Here is an 18,664-nt window from a genome sequence, read left to right as displayed (position 1 = left end):
CCTAGGCCGGCAGGTGCCGTGCCGCGAACTCCAGCTCCAGTCTCACCTGCTTGATCCGCTCGTCCACGACCAGCGAGCCGTGCCCCGCGTCGTACCGGTACACCTCGTGGACCGCGCCCCGGGTCTCCAGTCTCTTGACGTAGTTGTCGATCTGGCGGATCGGGCAGCGCGGGTCGTTGACGCCCGCCGAGAGGTAGACGGGGGCCTTGACCTGGTCGACGTACGTCAGCGGGGACGACGCCTCGAAGCGCTCCGGGACCTCCTCCGGGGTGCCGCCCAGCAGGGTGCGGTCCATGGCCTTCAGGGACTCCATCTCGTCGTGGTACGCGGTGACGTAGTCCGCGACGGGCACCACCGCGATGCCCAGCGCCCACGCCTCCGGCTGGGTGCCGATGCCGAGCAGGGTCAGGTAGCCGCCCCAGGAGGCGCCGGTCAGGATCAGGCGGGCGGGGTCGGCGAGACCGGAGGAGACCGCCCAGTCGCGCACCGCCGCCACGTCCTCCAGCTCGATCAGGCCGACCCGGTGCTTGAGGGCGTCCGTCCAGGCGCGGCCGTAGCCGGTGGAGCCGCGGTAGTTGATGCGGACGACCGCGTAGCCGTGGTCGACCCAGGCGGCCGGGCCGGCGGCGAAGGAGTCGCTGTCGTGCCAGGTCGGGCCGCCGTGCAGGTCGAAGACGGTGGGGAGGGGGCCCGTGGCGCCCGCCGGCTTCTGGACCAGGGCGTGGATGCGGCCGCCGGGGCCCTCCACCCACACGTCCTCCACCGGCACCGACGCCGGACACGCCATCCCCGGGGGGTCCAGGACCACACCGCCGGTCGTGGAGCGGACCGCCGGGGGCTCGGCGGCCGACGACCACAGGTACTCCACGCTGCCGTCGGGGCGGGCCGTCGCCCCGGAGACCGTGCCGGGCGGGGTGGGGATGCGGGTCAGCTCGCGGGTCGCGACGTCGTACCGGAACAGCTCGCTGCGGGCCTCGAAGCCGTGGACGACGAGCAGGGCGGAGCCGTCCGGGTACCACTCGGCGCTGACGTCGCCGGGCAGGTCGAGGGCCAGGTCGGTCTCCTCGCCCGTGGCCACGTCCCACACCAGCGGCTCCCAGCGGCCCCGGCGCTGGTGGCCGATGAGCAGCCGCGTGTCGCCGTCGACCGGGGCGAAGCCCAGCACCTCCAGACCCAGCTCCTCGGTGCCGCCCCTGGTGTCGTCCAGCTCGGCGACCGTCGTGCCGTCCGGGCGGAGCACCCGCAGGGCCGCGTGCATGGCGTCGCCGTGCTCGGTGTGCTCCACGGCGATCAGGGAGCCGTCGTGCGAGAGGTCGCCGACGCCCGCCGACTCGCGGTGGCGGTAGATCTCCACCGGGTCCGCGCCCTCGCGGGCCAGGTGGATCGTCGTGCCCTCCTCGTCCGTGGAGCGGCCGACGACCGCCGTGCGGCCGTCGCGGGACAGGGCCAGGCCGGCCGGGTAGGACGGGTCGAGACCGGGCACGGCGGGCTCGTCCGGGCCGCCCGTGAACGGCTGGCGGCGCCAGATGCCGAACTCGTCGCCGTCCTTGTCGTCGAACCACCAGATCCAGGCGCCGTCCGGGGAGAGCACGCCGTCCGTCGTGCCGTTCGGCCGGGCCGTCGCCTGGCGCTGCTCGCCCGTCGCCCGGTCCCACGCGTACAGCTCGTACGTCCCCGTCGCGTTCGACACGAACAGGGAGCGGTCCGGCGCGTCCTCCGCCCAGTCCGGCAGCGACACCCGCGGCGCCCGGAAGCGCTTCTCCCAGTCCGGCATGTCCGCTGTGTGCTGCGTGGTCGGCGTACCGCCGTCGTTCATGGCCCCAGTCATGCGCCCATAGTGCCTGGCCGCGCCGACAATTGGGTGGCGGGACCGCACAGCCTGTGGATAACTTCCGCGGCATGAGCGTTTCCGCCACTTCCCCGTCCATACCCGAGGGGCCGTCGTCCCCGTCGGCGCCGGAGCACTCGTCCCCGTCCGTCCCCGAAGGCTGGCGCGAGGACAACAAGGCCATGTGGGACGAGAGGGTGCCCCTCCACGTCGCCGGGTCCTTCTACGACCTCGAAGGCTTCCGCACCCGCCGGGACGACCTGCGGGACTTCGAGCGGGCGGAGGTCGGGGACGTCACCGGGAAGTCGCTGCTGCACCTGCAGTGCCACATCGGCACCGACACCCTCTCCTGGCTCCACCGCGGCGCCGCCCGCGTCGTCGGCCTGGACTTCTCCGGACCCGCGGTGGAGGCGGCCCGCACGCTCGCCGCCGACCTCGGGTACGGCCCCGACCGGGCCGCCTTCGTCACCAGTGACGTGTACGACGCGGCCGGGGCGGTGCCCGAGCCGTCGTACGACATCGTCTACACCGGGCTGGGCGCCCTCTGCTGGCTGCCGGACCTCGGGCGCTGGGCGGAGACGGCCGCCTCCCTCGTCGCGCCCGGCGGCTTCCTCTACCTCGCCGAGTTCCACCCGATCACCGAGACCCGGGACGACGAGACCGGCACCCGGATCGTGCGCGACTACTTCACCCGGGACGCGCAGGTGTGGAACGAACCGGGCACCTACGCCGACCTGGGCGCCGTCACCGTCCACAACCGCAGCGTGGAGTGGCAGCACCCGCTCGGGGACGTGGTCTCCGCGCTCGCCGCGGCCGGGCTGCGCATCGAGTTCCTGCACGAGCACGACGTGTCGCTCTTCCCGCGCTTCGGGAACTTCGAGGTGCGCGACGGCTACCACAGGTTCCCGGCGGACCATCCGCGCATCCCCCTGATCTACTCCCTGAGGGCGAGCAAGGACTGACCCGAGGCCGAGGCACCGGGCCGGGCGCCGTACCGTGGAGGGCGTGTACCGGTTTCTGCTGACACCCCGCTGGTGGGGCATCAACGTCTTCGTGCTGCTCGCCATCCCGTTCTGCGTCTTCATGGGGTCGTGGCAGCTGAGCCGGTTCGAGGGGCGGGTGCAGGACCATCGCGCCGCGACCGAACAGACCGCCTCCGACCGGGACGAGGCCGCGCGCCCGCTGGACTCGCTGCTGCCCGTCGACAAGAGCACGTCGGGACGGCGGGTCACGGCGAGCGGGCGGTACGGGGAGCAGTTGCTGGTGCCCGGACGGGAGCTGGACGGCAAGCGCGGCTTCTACGTGCTGACGCTGCTGCGCACCGGTTCCGGCAAGGCGCTGCCGGTGGTGCGGGGCTGGCTGCCGGGTACGGCGGACGCGGCGAAGGCGCCCGCGCCGCCCCGGGGCGAGGTCACCGTCACCGGTGCGCTGCAGGCGCCCGAGACGCCCGGGGACAACGGGGTCAGCGCGCAGGGCGGGCTGCCCGCCGGGCAGACCTCCGCAATCAGCCCGGCGTCGCTGGTGAACCTGGTGCCGTACCGGCTGTACGACGCCTGGGTCACCCTGGCCAAGGGGGACGCCGGGATGAAGGCCGTGCCCGCGAGCGCACCGGGCGGTACGGGGCTGGACCTCAAGGCGTTCCAGAACCTCGGTTACACCGGCGAGTGGTTCGTGTTCGCGGGCTTCGTGGTCTTCATGTGGTTCCGTCTGCTCCGTCGCGAGCTGGAGTTCCAGCGGGACGCCGCGCTGGGCCTGGTGACGGAGGAGTCGGACCGGGAGCCGGTACCGAGCGGCTGACCCGCGCCCCCGAAGGGGCGCGGGGAACCGTGCGGCCGGCCACGACGGGCCCGCGGTCGCGCACGCTCCCCCGGACGAACGGCGTCGGCGCACCCGGCTCCCGGCGGAGCGTCAGGCGCCCGTGAGCACCCCGGTGTAGTAGACCGTCCCCGCGCACGCGCCGGGCACCACCGCCGTCGCCGTCGGCGAACCCCCCTGTGCGGTGTGGGTCACCGTGACGCTGCCGTCGGCCGTGCCGTCCTCGGTGGCGAGCTGCGGGGCCGTGCCCTGCGTGCCGGTGCTGTCGGTCGTGGCTCCGGAGGCGCTCTGGGTGGGTGACGGATCGGGCGTCGGACCGGTGGGGCCCGGGTCGCCCGGACCGCTGTCGCCGCCGGTGGTGGGGCAGGTCTCCGAGGGGACGAAGGCGAACTTCTCCTCGTACGCCGCGCCCGGCTGGAGCACCAGCCCGGTGACCTCCTGGGAGGGGTCGGGCAGGGCGGTCGCCGCGTCACCGGCGGTGTGCCGGACGGTGAGGATCTTGGCCGGGTCGGCGGCGCCCTGGGCCGTGGGCGTGACGCTGCCGGCACCGGCGACCGTGCAGGCGGTGCCGGAGATGTTGGTGACGCGGAAGGTGCCGTAGACGACCCCCGCGGTGTCGGGCGCGTTCGCGCTGCCGGTGGCGGAGCCCAGCTGGGTCGCCGTACAGAGCGGGACGCCCGAGGACGGCGTGGCGGAGGGGTCGGCGGCGCCGGTGGACCCGCCGCCGCTGCCGGGCGTCGTGCCCGTGCCGTCGGGCCGGCCGGACTCCTTGCCGGGCTGGGCCGTCGTAGCGCCGGTGTCCTTCGGGTCCGCCGTTCCGGTGCCCTTGTCCTTGCCCTCCCCGGTGCCGCCCTGGGCCTGGGAGGACTGGCCGGCCATCGCGGTGTTGGGGTCGGAGCCGCCGGCCTGGGAGACGTGCACGAGGGCGGGGATCGCGGTGCCGATGAACAGGGCCGCCGCGGCCATGCCGACCACCGCCTGGCGCTTGCGCGCGCGGCGCGCGGGGACGGCCCGGCGCAGGTGGTCCAGGGTGCCGGTGCGCGGTTCGATGTCGTCGACCGCCGAGTGCAGCAGCCGGCGCAGGGCCAGTTCGTCGGAGTCGGGCCCGTCCAGGCCGTGGACTCCTTCGAGCCTCTCCGGGCCCTTCTCGTCGGGGCCGTGGTTCACAGTTCCGTTCCCAGCGTGCGATGACGTGTGCTGTTGCCCGTCGCCCCGCGTCGGCTCGTGCCAGGCGTAGGGCTCGTGACGTTCATGGGAGTGGCGCTCATGGGAGTGACCCTCATGGGACGCGCCCTCTTCGGCGTGGTCGCTCATGCCGGTGTCCCCATGGCGACCCGCAGTGCGGCGATGCCCCGCGAACCGTACGCCTTGACCGAGCCGAGGGATATGCCGAGCGTCTCGGCGACCTGGGCCTCGGTCATGTCCGCGAAGTAGCGCAGCACGAGGACCTCGCGCTGGCGGCGCTGGAGCCCCTTCATCGCCTTGATGAGGTCGCGGCGCTCCAGCCGGTCGTAGGCGCCCTCTTCCGCGCTCGCCATGTCGGGCATCGGCTTGGAGAGCAGCTTCAGGCCGATGATGCGCCGGCGCAGCGTGGAGCGGGAGAGGTTGACGACCGTCTGCCGCAGGTAGGCGAGGGTCTTCTCGGGGTCTCGGACGCGCTTGCGGGCCGAGTGGACGCGGATGAACGCCTCCTGGACGACGTCCTCGCAGGACGCGGTGTCGTCGAGGAGGAGTGCGGCGAGGCCGAGCAGCGAGCGGTAGTGCGCCCGGTAGGTCTCGGTGAGGTGGTCGACGGTCGTGCCGGCGGCCTCGGCCGTCACGGCGCCCGCGGACTCCTCGGCGCCGTCACGCTGACTGGGTATGCGGGCGGGCCGCGCTGCGGGCATGGGCGCGATCACCGGCATGCCGCCGGGCGGGCGGGGCCGGAGCGCCGCGCGAGGCCGCAGGGCCGTACCGCCGCGGGCCACACTGAGTTCGAGTACCTCTGCCACGCCTGTTGGACACGCTGCCCCCCTCGGGGGTTGTACGTGCCGGGCGTCACATGTGCGACAACCGGCGATGCCTGAACTGCCGTCATGCGTCCCGCTCTTCCCTTATGTCCCATATGAACGGGCGCCCCCACGCCCCGACCACGGCGTCCCCACGCCAGGATCATCACGTCCCCAGGTCCCGCAAGGGTGACCGCAAAGACGCTCCCCGCCTCCGTACGGTTGCGGAAGACGGGGAGGGAAATCCTCTGTCGCGGGCAGGGAGTGGTTCAAGGGATTTGGACCATGCTCCCGGCCGCAGTGCTTACGGAGATCCTACAAAGTTCAACGGCTATGTGGGGGCGGACAGCTCCGCCGCGATGAGTTCCGCGATCTGCGCGCAGTTCAGCGCGGCGCCCTTGCGCAGGTTGTCACCGCAGACGAAGAGCTCCAGCGCGGTCGGGTCGTCCAGGGCCCGGCGCACCCGGCCCACCCAGGTCGGGTCGGTGCCCACCACGTCGGCGGGGGTGGGGAACTCGCCGGCCGCCGGGTCGTCGCACAGCACCACGCCCGGCGCGGTCGCGAGGATCTCGCGGGCCCCGTCGACGCCGACCTCCCGCTGGAAGCGGGCGTGGACGGTCAGCGAGTGCGTGGTGACCACCGGCACCCGGACACAGGTCACGGCGACCGGCAGCGCCGGCAGGCCGAGGATCTTCCGGGACTCGTCGCGGACCTTCATCTCCTCCGACGACCAGCCGTCCTCCCGCAGCGACCCGGCCCACGGCACGACGTTCAGCGCGACCGGCTCCGGGAACGGCCCGGTGTCGTCCCCCACGGCCCGCCGTACGTCCCCCGGCTTGGTGCCCAGCTCCGTCCCGGCCACCAGGGACAGCTGGGCCCTCAGCGTCTCCACGCCGGCCCGCCCGGCCCCGCTCACCGCCTGGTACGACGACACCACCAGCTCGCGCAGCCCGAACTCGGCGTGCAGCGCGCCCAGGGCGACGATCATCGTCAGGGTCGTGCAGTTGGGGTTGGCGACGATCCCGCGCGGCCGGGACCGTACGGCGTGCGGGTTGATCTCGGGCACGACGAGCGGCACGTCCGGGTCCATGCGGAAGGCGCCGGAGTTGTCGACGACGACCGCGCCGTGCGCGGCGGCGACCGGCGCCCACTCGGCGGCGACCTCGTCCGGGACGTCGAACAGCGCGATGTCGACCCCGGCGAAGGCGTCCTCCGTCAGGGCCACCACCTCGACCTCCTCGCCGCGCACGGCCAGCTTGCGGCCGGCCGAGCGCGGGGAGGCGATCAGGCGGATCTCGCCCCAGACGTCCGCGCGCTGGGACAGGATCTGGAGCATGACCGTGCCGACGGCTCCGGTCGCTCCCACGACCGCGAGCGTCGGCCTGCCGGTCATCGGACCGTGTCCCGGTTCATCGGCCGGTGCCGCCGTAGACGACGGCCTCGTCGCTGTCGGAGTCCAGACCGAAGGCGGTGTGGACGGCGCGGACGGCCTCCGGCACGTCGTCGGCTCGGGTGACCACCGAGATGCGGATCTCGGACGTCGAGATCAGCTCGATGTTCACACCGGCGTCGCTGAGCGCCTCGAAGAACCCGGCGGTGACGCCCGGGTTGGTCTTCATACCGGCGCCGACCAGGGAGATCTTGCCGATCTGGTCGTCGTAGCGCAGCGAGTCGAAGCCGATGCCGGAGCGGTTCTTCTCCAGCGCGTCGATGGCCTTGCGGCCCTCGGTCTTCGGCAGCGTGAAGGAGATGTCCGTCAGGCCCGTGGAGGCGGCGGACACGTTCTGCACGACCATGTCGATGTTGATCTCGGCGTCGGCGATGGTCCGGAAGATCGCGGCGGCCTCACCCGGCTTGTCCGGCACGCCGACGACCGTGATCTTGGCCTCGGAGGTGTCGTGCGCGACACCGGAGATGATGGCCTGCTCCACCTTCTTGTCCCCAATCGGCTCACTGCTGACCCACGTGCCCTGCAGCCCGCTGAAGGACGACCGGACGTGGATCGGGATGTTGTAGCGGCGGGCGTACTCCACACAGCGGTGGAGGAGCACCTTGGAACCGGAGGCCGCGAGCTCCAGCATGTCCTCGAAGGAGATCCAGTCGATCTTCTTCGCCTTCTTCACCACGCGCGGGTCGGCGGTGAACACGCCGTCGACGTCGGTGTAGATCTCGCAGACCTCGGCGTCGAGCGCGGCGGCGAGCGCCACGGCGGTGGTGTCGGACCCGCCGCGGCCCAGCGTGGTGATGTCCTTCTTGTCGGCGCTCACGCCCTGGAACCCGGCGACGATGGCAATGTTGCCCTCGTCGAGAGCCGTCCTGATCCGCCCCGGCGTGACGTCGATGATCCGGGCTTTGTTGTGGACCGAGTCGGTGATGACGCCCGCCTGGCTGCCGGTGAAGGACTGCGCCTCGTGGCCCAGGTTTTTGATCGCCATCGCCAGCAGGGCCATGGAGATCCGCTCTCCGGCGGTCAGCAGCATGTCGAATTCCCGCCCGGCAGGCATCGGAGAAACCTGCTCGGCGAGATCGATCAGCTCGTCCGTCGTGTCGCCCATCGCGGAAACGACGACGACAACCTGGTTGCCGTTCTTCTTCGCTTCCACGATCCGCTTGGCGACGCGCTTGATGCCCTCGGCATCGGCTACGGAGGAGCCTCCGTACTTCTGCACGACAAGGCCCACGTGCGCTCCTCGCTCGGTTCGTTTGTGTCGGCTCAGTCTATCGAGCGTCCGAATTCCACCACCCTGCTCCCGCATGGTGAGACATCCGCCCGCCCGGTCTCGACCCCTGCCCAGCGATCGGCCCACCACTCGGAAAGTGCCTCGGCTCACAAGGTTCCGGGCCCGGACCCGGACCGGTCCGGCTACTGCCCGGGACGGATCCCCAGGGGCTCGCCGATCTCCTCGGCCATCACGCGGCCCGCCTCGAACTCCAGGGTCTCGTCGCCGATGGCGGCCTGGTCGGTGTCGAGGCCGTCCAGTTCGTCCAGGGGCTGGTTGAGGCGGACGTGGATGAGGACGGACTGCAGGGCGCGCAGCACCGCGGAGGCCGTCGGGCCCCAGTTGGAGAAGTAGGAGAACTGCCACCACCACAGGGCCTCGGTGGTGCGGCCCGCGCGGTAGTGGGCCATGCCGTGGCGCAGGTCGGTGATGATGTCGGCGAGGTCGTCGGAGAGCCGGGCCGGCACCGGCGCCTTGCGGGGCTCGTACGGGTCGAAGACCTCGGAGTAGACGTCGATCGGGTCCAGGAGCCGGGCGTAGTTCTCGCGCAGCTCGTCCACGTCCGGCTCGGGGCCCGGGTCGGGCTCGTAGCGCTCCTCGGGGACGATGTCCTCGTGGGCGCCCAGCCGGCCGCCGGCGAGCAGGAGCTGGGAGACCTCAAGGAGCAGGAAGGGGACCGCCGATTCGGGCTCGTCGCCCTTCGCCACCTCCGTGACGGCCACCAGGAAGCTCTCGACCTGGTCCGCGATCTGGACCACGAAGTCGTCCGGGTTCTGCGTCGAGGCGTGCAGCGTGGCGTCAGACATCTAGGAGTCGTCTCCCCTCGAAGGCGCGGCCGAGGGTCACCTCGTCCGCGTATTCCAGGTCACCGCCCACCGGGAGGCCGCTGGCCAGGCGGGTGACCTTCAGGCCCATGGGCTTGATCATGCGGGCGAGGTACGTCGCCGTCGCCTCGCCTTCCAGATTCGGGTCCGTGGCCAGGATCAGTTCCGTGACCGTCCCGTCGGCCAACCGTGCGAGAAGTTCTCGTATACGCAGGTCGTCGGGTCCCACGCCCTCGATCGGGCTGATCGCGCCGCCGAGCACGTGGTACCGGCCCCGGAACTCGCGGGTGCGCTCGATCGCGACGACGTCCTTCGGTTCCTCCACCACACAGATGACGGCAGGGTCGCGGCGCGGGTCGCGGCAGATGCCGCACAACTCCTCCTGCGCCACGTTCCCGCAGGTCGCGCAGAAGCGGACCCTCGCCTTCACTTCCAGGAGCGCCTGCGCGAGCCGCTTCACGTCCGTCGGCTCGGCCTGCAGGATGTGGAAGGCGATCCGCTGCGCACTCTTGGGACCGACGCCGGGCAGCCGCCCCAGCTCGTCGATGAGGTCCTGGACCACGCCTTCGTACAACGGACTGCCCTTCCTGGAGACCTTTCGGTACGTACGGTAGTTGCCTCGCGCCCCCGCCCGGAAGGCGCAGGCGTCAGAACGGCAGGCCCGGGATGCCGCTGCCGCCGCCCAGCCCCTGGGCCAGCGGGCCGAGCTTCTGCTGCTGGAGCGCCTGCGCGTTCTCGTTGGCCGCCTGTACGGCCGCCACGACCAGGTCGGCGAGGGTCTCGGTGTCCTCCGGGTCCACCGCCTTCGGGTCGATCTTCAGCGCCCGCAGCTCACCGGCGCCGGTGACGGTGGCCTTCACCAGACCGCCGCCCGCCTGCCCGTCGACCTCTGTGTTCGCCAGTTCCTCCTGCGCCCGCTGCAGGTCCTGCTGCATCTTCTGGGCCTGCTGGAGCAACTGCTGCATGTTGGGCTGGCCACCACCGGGGATCACGATCAGCTCCTCACCGTCTTCTCCGACGTCCGTCCGACGTTGTGTCCGACGTTCCTCGTCCGACGTTCTTCTCCGTCGTGAATGAGCCTACGTGGTCCACGCGGCCACTGCTCCGCCACTCTTTCGAGTGAGAACACGGTGAGTCCTATACCTGATCAAGGCCCTCTTACGGGCGGAAAAGTCGGGAAAGCCCCCTCTCCGCCACCCGTTGGGCGGTAGGAAGGTGGCCGCACGTCGGCAGGGAGTGTCACGCTACGTGACCGGTCGTGATCAGTAGGGAGTGCCGGGTGGGTCAGCCGGAGATGCAGCCCGAGGGTCCGCCTCAGGACGGGCGGGGCGAGGGTGCGGCCGGGCTGCGGCCGGGCGATCTGACCGGGCGGGCCTTCCCGCTCGGGGACTGGGGCGAACCCGCCGAGCGGCTGGACGAGCTGTACCGGTGGGTGGAGCGGCGGGCACTGGAGACGGCCGCCTGGTACCTGCGGGACCGGGTGTGGAAGCGGCGCGGGGCGCGCGTGCTGCGGGTCGGGGCGGCGGCCGGGGCCGTGGCCGGGGCGGCGCTGCCGCTGCTGGATCTGACCGGGGCGGCCGGCGGGGTGGCGCCCTGGGGCTGTCTGGCGCTGCTGCTCGCGGTGTCCTGCGTCGCCATCGACCGGTTCCTCGGGGTCACGTCGGGCTGGATGCGGGACGTGGCCACGGCCCAGGCGGTGCACCGGCGGCTCCAGGCGTTGCAGTTCGACTGGGCGTCGGAGTGCGTGCGCGAGGTGCTGGGACCGGCGGAGGGCACGGCGAGCGAGGCGGCCGAGCGGTGCCTGTCGGTGCTGCGGCGGTTCTCGGAGGACGTCACGGAGCTGGTGCGCACGGAGACGACCGACTGGATGGTGGAGTTCCGCACGGGGGCGGCGCCGCTGGGCATCCAGACGGCGGTGGCGTCGGTGCCGCGCCAGGAGGCCGGGGGCCCGGGTACCCGCTTCCCCCTGCCACCGGCGAACGGCAGCCGCCCGAACATGCCGCGGCAGCGGCCGCCGGAGCCGCGGTGAACGCCCTGCCGCCGTACGGGCCGGGTCACTCCTTGCTGTACGTCAGGCTCTCCCCGCCGCTCGCCTTCGCCCGCCTCAGCCGTCCGTCCGGCAGCAGGGTGACCTCGGTCGCCTCGCCGGGGGTGCAGGAGGAGGCGGGCTCGCCGCTGGTCACGGTGGACGGGCCGATCTCCAAGGGACCGCCGTCACGGGGCTGTTCGGCCAGCTCCGCCTCGAAGACGCAGTGGTACGACCCGCCGCCCGCGGTCGGCCCGTCCGCGACCAGCGTCAGCACGGTGTCGCCCACCTCGCCCTGCCGGATGGTCAGTTCACGGGTGTTCGAGCCGTCCGCGTTGTCGATGGCCGTCCGCCAGGTGCCCAGATAGGCGTCCGGCACCGCGCCGGCCGTGGAGGCGGAGGGGGACGGCTCCCGCGTCCCGGACGGGGAGGGTGTGCCGGAGTCGTCCGGCGCCCCGGAGGTGACGGTGGGCGCCGGGGCGACCGTGCCGTCGCCCTTGTCGTCGGTCCCGCCTCCGTTCCTCATCAGCGCGTACACCGAACCGCCCGCGCCCAGCGCGACGACCAGCGCGATCACGACGAGCAGCGCGGTGGACCGCCCGCTGCGCCGCTCGGGGTCCACCGGGACGCCGACGGTGGACGGCCCGTACGGCGGGGTGGAGCCGGGCGGCGGATACCCGTAGCCGGCGGACCGGGGATGCGGTGGATGCGGCTGTGCGTACGGCGGCTGCGGATACGACTGCTGCGGGTACGGCGGCTGGGCCGGGGGCGTCCCGTACGCCGGCCCGAATCCGGCGGACGCGGGCGGCGCACCGGGCGGCGGCGGAGTCCCGGCGGGGACCGCGGTGGGCAGGTGGTCGACGCTCCCGCCGTCGGAGACGGCGGCGTGCTCGGGCCCCCGGCCCGGACCCGGCGCCGGCCCCGCCCCCCGCTCCGGGTCCTCCGCGTCCAGCAACCGCACCGCGTGCCGGCCGAGCTGCGCGACCAGCGAACCCGGCAGCCAGGGGTCCCGCGACCGCCCCTCGGCCACGGTGTCCTCCACCCCCGTCCGCTCCAGGATCGCCTCCAGCGAGGGCCGCGCCCCCGGCTCCTTGCGCAGGCAGTCCCGGACGAGGTCGGCGATCCCCTCCGGCACCCCGGTGAGGTCCGGCTCCTCCTGGGCGATCCGGAACATCAGCGCGTGCGCGCCGCTGTCGGCGCCGCCGAAGGGCAGGGTCCCGGTCGCCGCGTACGCCAGCACGGACCCGAGGCAGAACACGTCGCACGCCGGTGTGATCCGGTCCCCGCGCACCTGCTCGGGCGCCATGAACCCCGGCGATCCGACGAGCGCCCCGGTCCGGGTGAGGCCCTCCCCGCCGGCGGTCGCCGTCTCCAGGGCGCGGGCGATCCCGAAGTCGATCACGCGGGGCCCGTCGATGGTCACGAGCACGTTGGACGGCTTGAGGTCCCGGTGCACGATCCCGGCCGCGTGGATGTCGGTCAGCGCGTGCGCGAGCCCCGCCGCCAGAATCCGTACCGACCGCTCGGGCAGGGCCCCGTGGTCGTGTCCGACGACCTGCTGGAGGCTCGGCCCGGCCACGTACCCGGTCGCCACCCACGGCACGGCCGCCTCGGTGTCCGCGTCCAGCACGGGCGCGGTCCAGTACCCGCCGACCCGGCGCGCGGCGTGCACCTCCTGCCGGAACCGCGCCCGGAACTCCTCCTGCGCGGCCAGCTCCTCCCGGACGAGCTTCACCGCCACGGTCCGCCCCCGGTCCGACCGCGCCAGATACACCTGCCCCATGCCGCCCGCGCCGAGCCGCGCCAGCAGCCGATAAGCGCCGATCTCCTGCGGATCCCCCGGCCCCAGCTTCTCCATCCGCGTCCGCCTTCCCCCCATAGATCTGCGACGACCGAGAATAGTGCGGTGGCAGGACGGGACGTCCCTCCTCCGGCGATCTCCGGCCGGTCCCGGCCGGTCCGCCGTCGACAACCTGTCGCGCTTTGCCCCCGCCCACGGAACAGGACGCCGATAGGACTTCCGCATCGCGGACATCTACGCTCGGCCGCATGACCCCTCAGCCCAGCCCCGAAGCCGGCGCCGCGGTGAAGGCCGCGGACCGTGCGCACGTCTTCCACTCCTGGTCGGCCCAGGACCTCATCGACCCGCTCGCCGTCGCCGGCGCCGAGGGGTCGTACTTCTGGGACTACGACGGCACGCGGTACCTGGACTTCACCAGCGGACTCGTCTTCACCAACATCGGCTACCAGCACCCGAAGGTCGTCGCGGCGATCCAGGAGCAGGCCGCGAAGCTGACGACCTTCGCGCCCGCGTTCGCCGTCGAGGCCCGCTCGGAGGCGGCCCGGCTGATCGCCGAGCGGACCCCCGGCGACCTCGACAAGATCTTCTTCACCAACGGCGGCGCGGACGCCGTCGAGCACGCGGTCCGCATGGCCCGGCTGCACACGGGCCGCCCGAAGGTGCTCTCGGCCTACCGCTCCTACCACGGCGGCACCCAGCAGGCCATCAACATCACCGGCGACCCGCGCCGCTGGGCCTCCGACGGCGCCGCCGCCGGTGTCGTCCACTTCTGGGCGCCGTTCCTCTACCGCTCCCGCTTCTACGCCGAGACCGAGGAGCAGGAGTGCGCCCGGGCGCTGGAGCACCTGGAGACGACGATCGCCTTCGAGGGCCCGGCGACCATCGCGGCGATCATCCTGGAGACCATCCCGGGCACCGCCGGGATCATGGTGCCGCCGCCCGGCTACCTGGCCGGGGTGCGCGAGCTGTGCGACAAGTACGGCATCGTCTTCGTCCTGGACGAGGTCATGGCCGGCTTCGGCCGGACCGGCGAGTGGTTCGCGGCCGACCTGTTCGGCGTCACCCCGGACCTGATGACCTTCGCCAAGGGCGTGAACTCCGGTTACGTCCCGCTCGGCGGTGTGGCCGTCTCGCAGGAGATCGCGGAGACCTTCGGCAAGCGCCCCTACCCCGGTGGCCTCACCTACTCCGGCCACCCGCTGGCCTGCGCCGCCGCCGTCGCCACGATCAACGTGATGGCGGAGGAGGGCGTCGTGGAGAACGCCAGGCGGCTCGGCGAGAGTGTCGTCGGCCCGGGCCTGGCCGAGCTGGCCGCGCGGCACCCGAGCGTCGGCGAGGTGCGCGGTACCGGCATGTTCTGGGCGCTGGAGCTGGTGAGGAACCGGGAGACCCGCGAGCCGCTGGTGCCCTACAACGCGGCCGGCGAGGCGGGCGCCCCGATGGCCGCGTTCACGGCCGCCGCCAAGCGGCACGGCCTGTGGCCGTTCGTGAACATGAACCGCACCCACGTCGTCCCGCCGTGCAACGCGAGCGAGGCCGAGCTGAAGGAGGGTCTGGCCGCGCTCGACGCCGCGTTGAGCGTCGCCGACGAACACACGGTGTGACCGTACCGTGCCTGCCGCACGGCGGGTCCGAACGCGTAAGGTGACGTGCTCGTAAGCACCAGCGACTCGCGTAGATCGCGAGTCCGTACGAGTACGTCACCCGGACGTGTGAGGAGAGGCACGGACATGCCCGGCAACGGCACCGTGACGCGCAGCACCCTGCGCCAGCAGATCGCGGACGCGCTCCGTGACGAGGTGCTGGCGGGCCGGCTGCGCCCGGGCCGGGCGTTCACCGTGAAGGAGATAGCCGACCAGTACGGCGTCTCCGCCACCCCCGTCCGCGAGGCGCTGGTCGACCTGTCCGCGCAGGGCGTCCTGGAGGCCGACCAGCACCGCGGTTTCCGGGTGCCCGAGTACTCGGTCACCGACTACCGGAACATGATCGAGGCGCGCAGCCTGGTCACCGACGGCATGTTCGAGGTCCTCGCCGCCGGCCACCCCGCCTTCCGCACGCCGCCCGAGGACCCCCGCACGGCCGCCGCCCTGGCCACCGTGCGCCGCCGCGGCGAGGAGGCCCAACGGGCCGCGAGCGCCGGCGACCTGACGATCCTCATCGGCTACGACCTGCGCTTCTGGCGCGAACTGAGCGCCCTGTTCGGCAACCCCTACCTCGGTGACTTCCTGCACCGTCTGCGCGTGCAGTCCTGGGTGTGCGTGGTGCAGCACCTGCTGCGCCTGCCCGACCTGCGGGGCCGGCTCTGGGCCGGGCACACCGAGCTGGTCGACGCGCTCGCCCGGCGCGAGGCCGAGACGGCCCGCGCGATCGTCGCCGCCTCCAACGCCGACTCGCTGGCGCTGCTGGAACACCTGACCAACGGGTAAGTGACCGGTACGGCCCATCCGGTCCGTACGAGGGGAGCCGCCCGGGGGCCGTACCGACTACCCTGCCCTGACCACCTGCTGCCGTGCGTGACCGCGCGCCTGCCGATGTAGGAGCCCTCTTTTGGCCTGTGACCTGTGGCTGGTCCCGCTCGTGGACGTGTTGTGCCACACCCCGGACAACCCCTTCGCCGAGGAACTCGCGCAGTACGACAAGGCTCTCGCCGAGGCGGGTCTGCCGCCGGTGCCGGTGTACCAGTACATGCCGGGCCTGTCCGGTGACGTCGCCCCGGTCGCCGGTTTCGACTACGACGCCCTGCACTTCCTGCGCCGGGCCTACCTGCTCCAGGTCTGCGGCCTGCCGGTGACCCCGGTGGACGAACTGGGCGGTGACTACGAGCAGTTGCTGGAGATGTTCGAGCCGACCGCCCAGCAGTCCCACCTGGTCTGGCACTACGACCACGCGGGCGCGTACGTCCCCGTGGACTTCCCGCACCCGCTGTCGAACGACGAGCTCCTCGCGGGCGGAGGCCCGTTGGGCTCGTCGCAGACGCTGCTGCGCGAGCTCCAGCACGTCGCGCCGACCATCGGCATCGACCCGGCGAACCCCCCGGCTCCCCCCGCCCCGCCCACGGCCCCGACGGAGCTGGAGGAACCCGCCGGCGCGGCCCCCCACGACCCCAGCCCCTTCGCCCGCGAACGGCACGTCTGGCTGGGCCTGCACGCGGCGGCGACCCGCTCGCTGGCCCAGGGCTCGATGATCGTGTTCAGCTGACGCGCGACGCCGGGGCGGGAAGGCCGGCCGGGGTCACCGCACCGGCCGTCCCGTCAGATCCCGGTCCACGGACCGGGAAGGCACCGTCAGAGGAACGAGTTGATCTCGATCGTCTCGTCGCGGCCCGGGCCCACGCCGATCGCGGAGATCGGCGCGCCGGACATCTCCTCCAGCGCCTTGACGTAGTTCTGGGCGTTCTTCGGCAGGTCGGAGAAGGACTTCGCCTTGCTGATGTCCTCGCTCCAGCCCGGCAGCATCTCGTAGACCGGCTTCGCGTGGTGGAAGTCGGTCTGGGAGTACGGCAGTTCCTCGACACGCCTGCCGTCGATCTCGTAGGCCACGCAGACCGGGATCTGCTCCCAGCCGGTGAGGACGTCCAGCTTGGTGAGGAAGAAGTCGGTCAGGCCGTTGACGCGGGTGGCGTAGCGGGCGATGACCGCGTCGAACCAGCCGCAGCGGCGGTCACGTCCGGTGGTGACACCGCGCTCGCCGCCGATGCGGCGCAGTGCCTCGCCGTCCTCGTCGAACAGCTCGGTCGGGAACGGGCCCGCGCCGACGCGGGTCGTGTAGGCCTTGAGGATGCCGATGACCCGGCTGATCTTCGTGGGGCCCACGCCGGCACCGGTGCAGGCGCCGCCGGCCGTCGGGTTCGACGAGGTCACGAAGGGGTACGTGCCGTGGTCGATGTCCAGGAGCGTGCCCTGGCCGCCCTCGAAGAGCACGACCTTGTCGTCCTCCAGGGCCTGGTTGAGCACCAGGACCGTGTCGGCGACGTACGGCTTGATCTGCTCGGCGTAGCCCAGCAGCTCCTCCACCACCTGGCCCACGGCGATCGCGCGCCGGTTGTAGAGCTTGGTGAGGATCTGGTTCTTGACGTCGAGGGCCGCCTCGACCTTCTGGGTCAGGATCGACTCGTCGTAGAGGTCCTGGACCCGGATGCCCACGCGGTTGATCTTGTCGGCGTACGTCGGGCCGATGCCGCGCCCGGTCGTGCCGATCTTGCGCTTGCCGAGGAAGCGTTCCGTCACCTTGTCGACGGTCACGTTGTACGGCGTGATGATGTGCGCGTTACCGCTGATCAGGAGCTTTGACGTGTCGACGCCACGCTCGTTCAGACCGCTCAGCTCGGAGAGCAGGACCGACGGGTCGACGACGACACCGTTACCGATGACCGGCGTACAGCCGGGCGACAGGATTCCGGAAGGGAGGAGGTGGAGCGCGTACTTCTGGTCGCCCACGACGACCGTGTGGCCGGCGTTGTTGCCGCCCTGGTAACGCACCACATAATCGACGGAGCCACCGAGCAGGTCCGTCGCCTTTCCCTTGCCTTCGTCACCCCACTGAGCACCGAGCAGCACAAGTGCGGGCACGCGCGTACACCCCTTCCGGGCGGGGCATGTCCAACGTCGGGGGCTTGGGCGTAAGGTTCACCGCCGCGTACCACTGCGACCGCCGTTGGTCGCACAACCGTCGGACCGGGTGCCCCGGAATAGACGAAGCCCCTGGCGCAATAGCGCAAGGGGCTCTTGCACAAAGATGCTACCCGAGGAAGCGAGGCAGGACCGAGGTGGCGACTTTCGCGACGTCCGATCAGCTGCTGGTGATCATCGATCCATCGGCGCGGCAGGCGGACGGAGAGTCCGTACGGATCGCGAAAGACGTGCTCAGCGCGGGTGCGGCGGCGAAGGTGTGCCTGCCGGACGGGCCGGAGGAATTCGCCCGCGCACTCGGCCGTAGGGGGTCCCGGCGGCCGGTGGTGATCGGTGACGACCGTGCGCTGGTGCGGGCCGTCGCCCTGCTGCACCGGCGGCGGGAACTGGCCGGATGCGCGCTGTCGGTGGTGCCGGTGGGGGACTCGGTGCTCGCCGAGTCGCTCGGGGTGCCCGGCAGCACGGTGGCGGCGGCGCGAGCGGTCCTGGACGGCGCCGAGCGGCGGCTGGACCTGCTGGTGGACGACAGCGACGGGGTGGTGCTCGGCACGCTGGGCATTCCTCCGGCGCGGCCGGTGCCCGCCGAGCCGGTCCCGCTCGGTCCCGACCGGCCCTGGTACCGCTCGCTGGCCCGCACCCTCGCCCCCCGTCCCACCCGCCTGTCCGCCGTGCCGTCCCCGCGCGTGACCCGGCTGCGGGTGGAGGTGGACGGGGAGACGGTGGTCGACCTGGACCAGCCGGTGGAGGCGGTGTCCGTGACCCCGGGCCGGACCGGGACGGCCTCGGTGGAAGTGCGGCCCCTGTCGGTGGGCGCCGAGGCGACCCCGCTGCTGGCCTCCGGGCACACGGTGACGGTCACGGGGGCGGACTTCCGCTACCGGGCGGACGCGGCGGTCTCGGGCCCGGTACGGCGCCGGACGTGGCGGGTCCTGGCGGGCGCCTGGGCGCTCACGCTGCCCCGTACTCCTCCTCCCGGTACTGCTTGAGTTCCCGCGTGCCGAGCACGGTGCCGACGGCTCGCCGATGAGCCGGAC

The 18,664-nt window shown here is 72.5% G+C and carries 17 protein-coding genes; 7 read left to right on the top strand and 10 right to left on the bottom strand.

The window, feature by feature from the left end; genetic code table 11:
- Position 1: 1 nt before the first annotated feature.
- Positions 2–1,816, bottom strand: a complete 1,815-nt coding sequence (locus tag AB0946_RS10230; protein WP_366760284.1) for a prolyl oligopeptidase family serine peptidase — start codon at positions 1,814–1,816, stop codon at positions 2–4.
- A gap of 194 nt (positions 1,817–2,010) precedes the next feature.
- On the opposite strand from AB0946_RS10230, the gene AB0946_RS10225 reads away from it, so the two are divergent.
- Entirely contained in the window at positions 2,011–2,790 is a 780-nt protein-coding gene (locus AB0946_RS10225) for a class I SAM-dependent methyltransferase (protein WP_366760283.1), read from the top strand.
- A 43-nt stretch (positions 2,791–2,833) separates the two neighbouring features.
- On the top strand, positions 2,834–3,625 hold the full coding sequence (locus AB0946_RS10220) for an SURF1 family protein (protein WP_366760123.1): 792 nt from the start codon (positions 2,834–2,836) through the stop codon (positions 3,623–3,625).
- A gap of 111 nt (positions 3,626–3,736) precedes the next feature.
- Here the strand turns inward: AB0946_RS10220 and AB0946_RS10215 are convergent, their stop codons facing one another.
- The 7 genes from AB0946_RS10215 to AB0946_RS10185 form a co-directional block, all read right to left on the bottom strand.
- Positions 3,737–4,810 (bottom strand): hypothetical protein, encoded by a 1,074-nt coding sequence (locus tag AB0946_RS10215; protein WP_366760122.1) that lies wholly within the window; start codon positions 4,808–4,810, stop codon positions 3,737–3,739.
- Positions 4,811–4,953: 143 nt separating this feature from the next.
- Positions 4,954–5,634 carry a SigE family RNA polymerase sigma factor gene (locus AB0946_RS10210; protein WP_366760120.1) on the bottom strand — a complete coding sequence of 227 codons (681 nt, stop codon included), beginning with the start codon at positions 5,632–5,634 and terminating at the stop codon, positions 4,954–4,956.
- 328 nt (positions 5,635–5,962) lie between these two features.
- Positions 5,963–7,024 carry an aspartate-semialdehyde dehydrogenase gene (locus tag AB0946_RS10205; RefSeq protein WP_366760119.1) on the bottom strand — a complete coding sequence of 354 codons (1,062 nt, stop codon included), beginning with the start codon at positions 7,022–7,024 and terminating at the stop codon, positions 5,963–5,965.
- A gap of 16 nt (positions 7,025–7,040) precedes the next feature.
- Positions 7,041–8,312, bottom strand: coding sequence for an aspartate kinase (locus AB0946_RS10200; RefSeq protein ID WP_014673991.1), 1,272 nt, complete (start codon positions 8,310–8,312; stop codon positions 7,041–7,043).
- A 182-nt stretch (positions 8,313–8,494) separates the two neighbouring features.
- Positions 8,495–9,157 (bottom strand): DUF5063 domain-containing protein, encoded by a 663-nt coding sequence (locus AB0946_RS10195; protein ID WP_366760118.1) that lies wholly within the window; start codon positions 9,155–9,157, stop codon positions 8,495–8,497.
- Positions 9,150–9,749, bottom strand: coding sequence for a recombination mediator RecR (gene recR / locus AB0946_RS10190; protein WP_184967449.1), 600 nt, complete (start codon positions 9,747–9,749; stop codon positions 9,150–9,152). Before recR ends, AB0946_RS10195 begins: the two co-directional genes overlap by 8 nt.
- Positions 9,750–9,822: 73 nt before the next feature.
- Positions 9,823–10,167: a YbaB/EbfC family nucleoid-associated protein gene (locus AB0946_RS10185; protein ID WP_366760117.1), complete on the bottom strand. Its 345-nt coding sequence runs from the start codon at positions 10,165–10,167 to the stop codon at positions 9,823–9,825.
- Between the two features lie 287 nt (positions 10,168–10,454).
- Here AB0946_RS10185 and AB0946_RS10180 point away from each other — a divergent pair, with 287 nt between their 5' ends.
- Positions 10,455–11,204 carry an SLATT domain-containing protein gene (locus AB0946_RS10180; RefSeq protein ID WP_366760116.1) on the top strand — a complete coding sequence of 250 codons (750 nt, stop codon included), beginning with the start codon at positions 10,455–10,457 and terminating at the stop codon, positions 11,202–11,204.
- Between the two features lie 25 nt (positions 11,205–11,229).
- Here the strand turns inward: AB0946_RS10180 and AB0946_RS10175 are convergent, their stop codons facing one another.
- Entirely contained in the window at positions 11,230–13,059 is a 1,830-nt protein-coding gene (locus tag AB0946_RS10175) for a serine/threonine-protein kinase (protein WP_366760115.1), read from the bottom strand.
- 191 nt (positions 13,060–13,250) lie between these two features.
- Here AB0946_RS10175 and AB0946_RS10170 point away from each other — a divergent pair, with 191 nt between their 5' ends.
- From AB0946_RS10170 to AB0946_RS10160, 3 genes are all read left to right on the top strand, one after another.
- A complete protein-coding gene (locus tag AB0946_RS10170; protein WP_366760114.1) occupies positions 13,251–14,606 on the top strand; it encodes an aspartate aminotransferase family protein in 1,356 nt (451 codons plus the stop codon).
- A 126-nt stretch (positions 14,607–14,732) separates the two neighbouring features.
- Positions 14,733–15,428: a GntR family transcriptional regulator gene (locus AB0946_RS10165; RefSeq protein WP_366760113.1), complete on the top strand. Its 696-nt coding sequence runs from the start codon at positions 14,733–14,735 to the stop codon at positions 15,426–15,428.
- A 121-nt stretch (positions 15,429–15,549) separates the two neighbouring features.
- On the top strand, positions 15,550–16,200 hold the full coding sequence (locus AB0946_RS10160) for a hypothetical protein (protein WP_366760112.1): 651 nt from the start codon (positions 15,550–15,552) through the stop codon (positions 16,198–16,200).
- 86 nt (positions 16,201–16,286) lie between these two features.
- Here AB0946_RS10160 and AB0946_RS10155 read toward each other — a convergent pair whose 3' ends face one another.
- On the bottom strand, positions 16,287–17,570 hold the full coding sequence (locus AB0946_RS10155) for an adenylosuccinate synthase (RefSeq protein ID WP_366760111.1): 1,284 nt from the start codon (positions 17,568–17,570) through the stop codon (positions 16,287–16,289).
- A gap of 197 nt (positions 17,571–17,767) precedes the next feature.
- Between AB0946_RS10155 and AB0946_RS10150 the strand changes: the two genes are divergently transcribed.
- On the top strand, positions 17,768–18,616 hold the full coding sequence (locus tag AB0946_RS10150; RefSeq protein WP_366760110.1) for a diacylglycerol kinase: 849 nt from the start codon (positions 17,768–17,770) through the stop codon (positions 18,614–18,616).
- Positions 18,617–18,664: the final 48 nt, after the last annotated feature.

It is taken from the genome of Streptomyces sp. NPDC046870 (assembly GCF_040704595.1).
GTDB lineage: Bacteria > Actinomycetota > Actinomycetes > Streptomycetales > Streptomycetaceae > Streptomyces > Streptomyces argyrophylli.
This window is presented reverse-complemented; position numbering and strand designations above follow the sequence as displayed.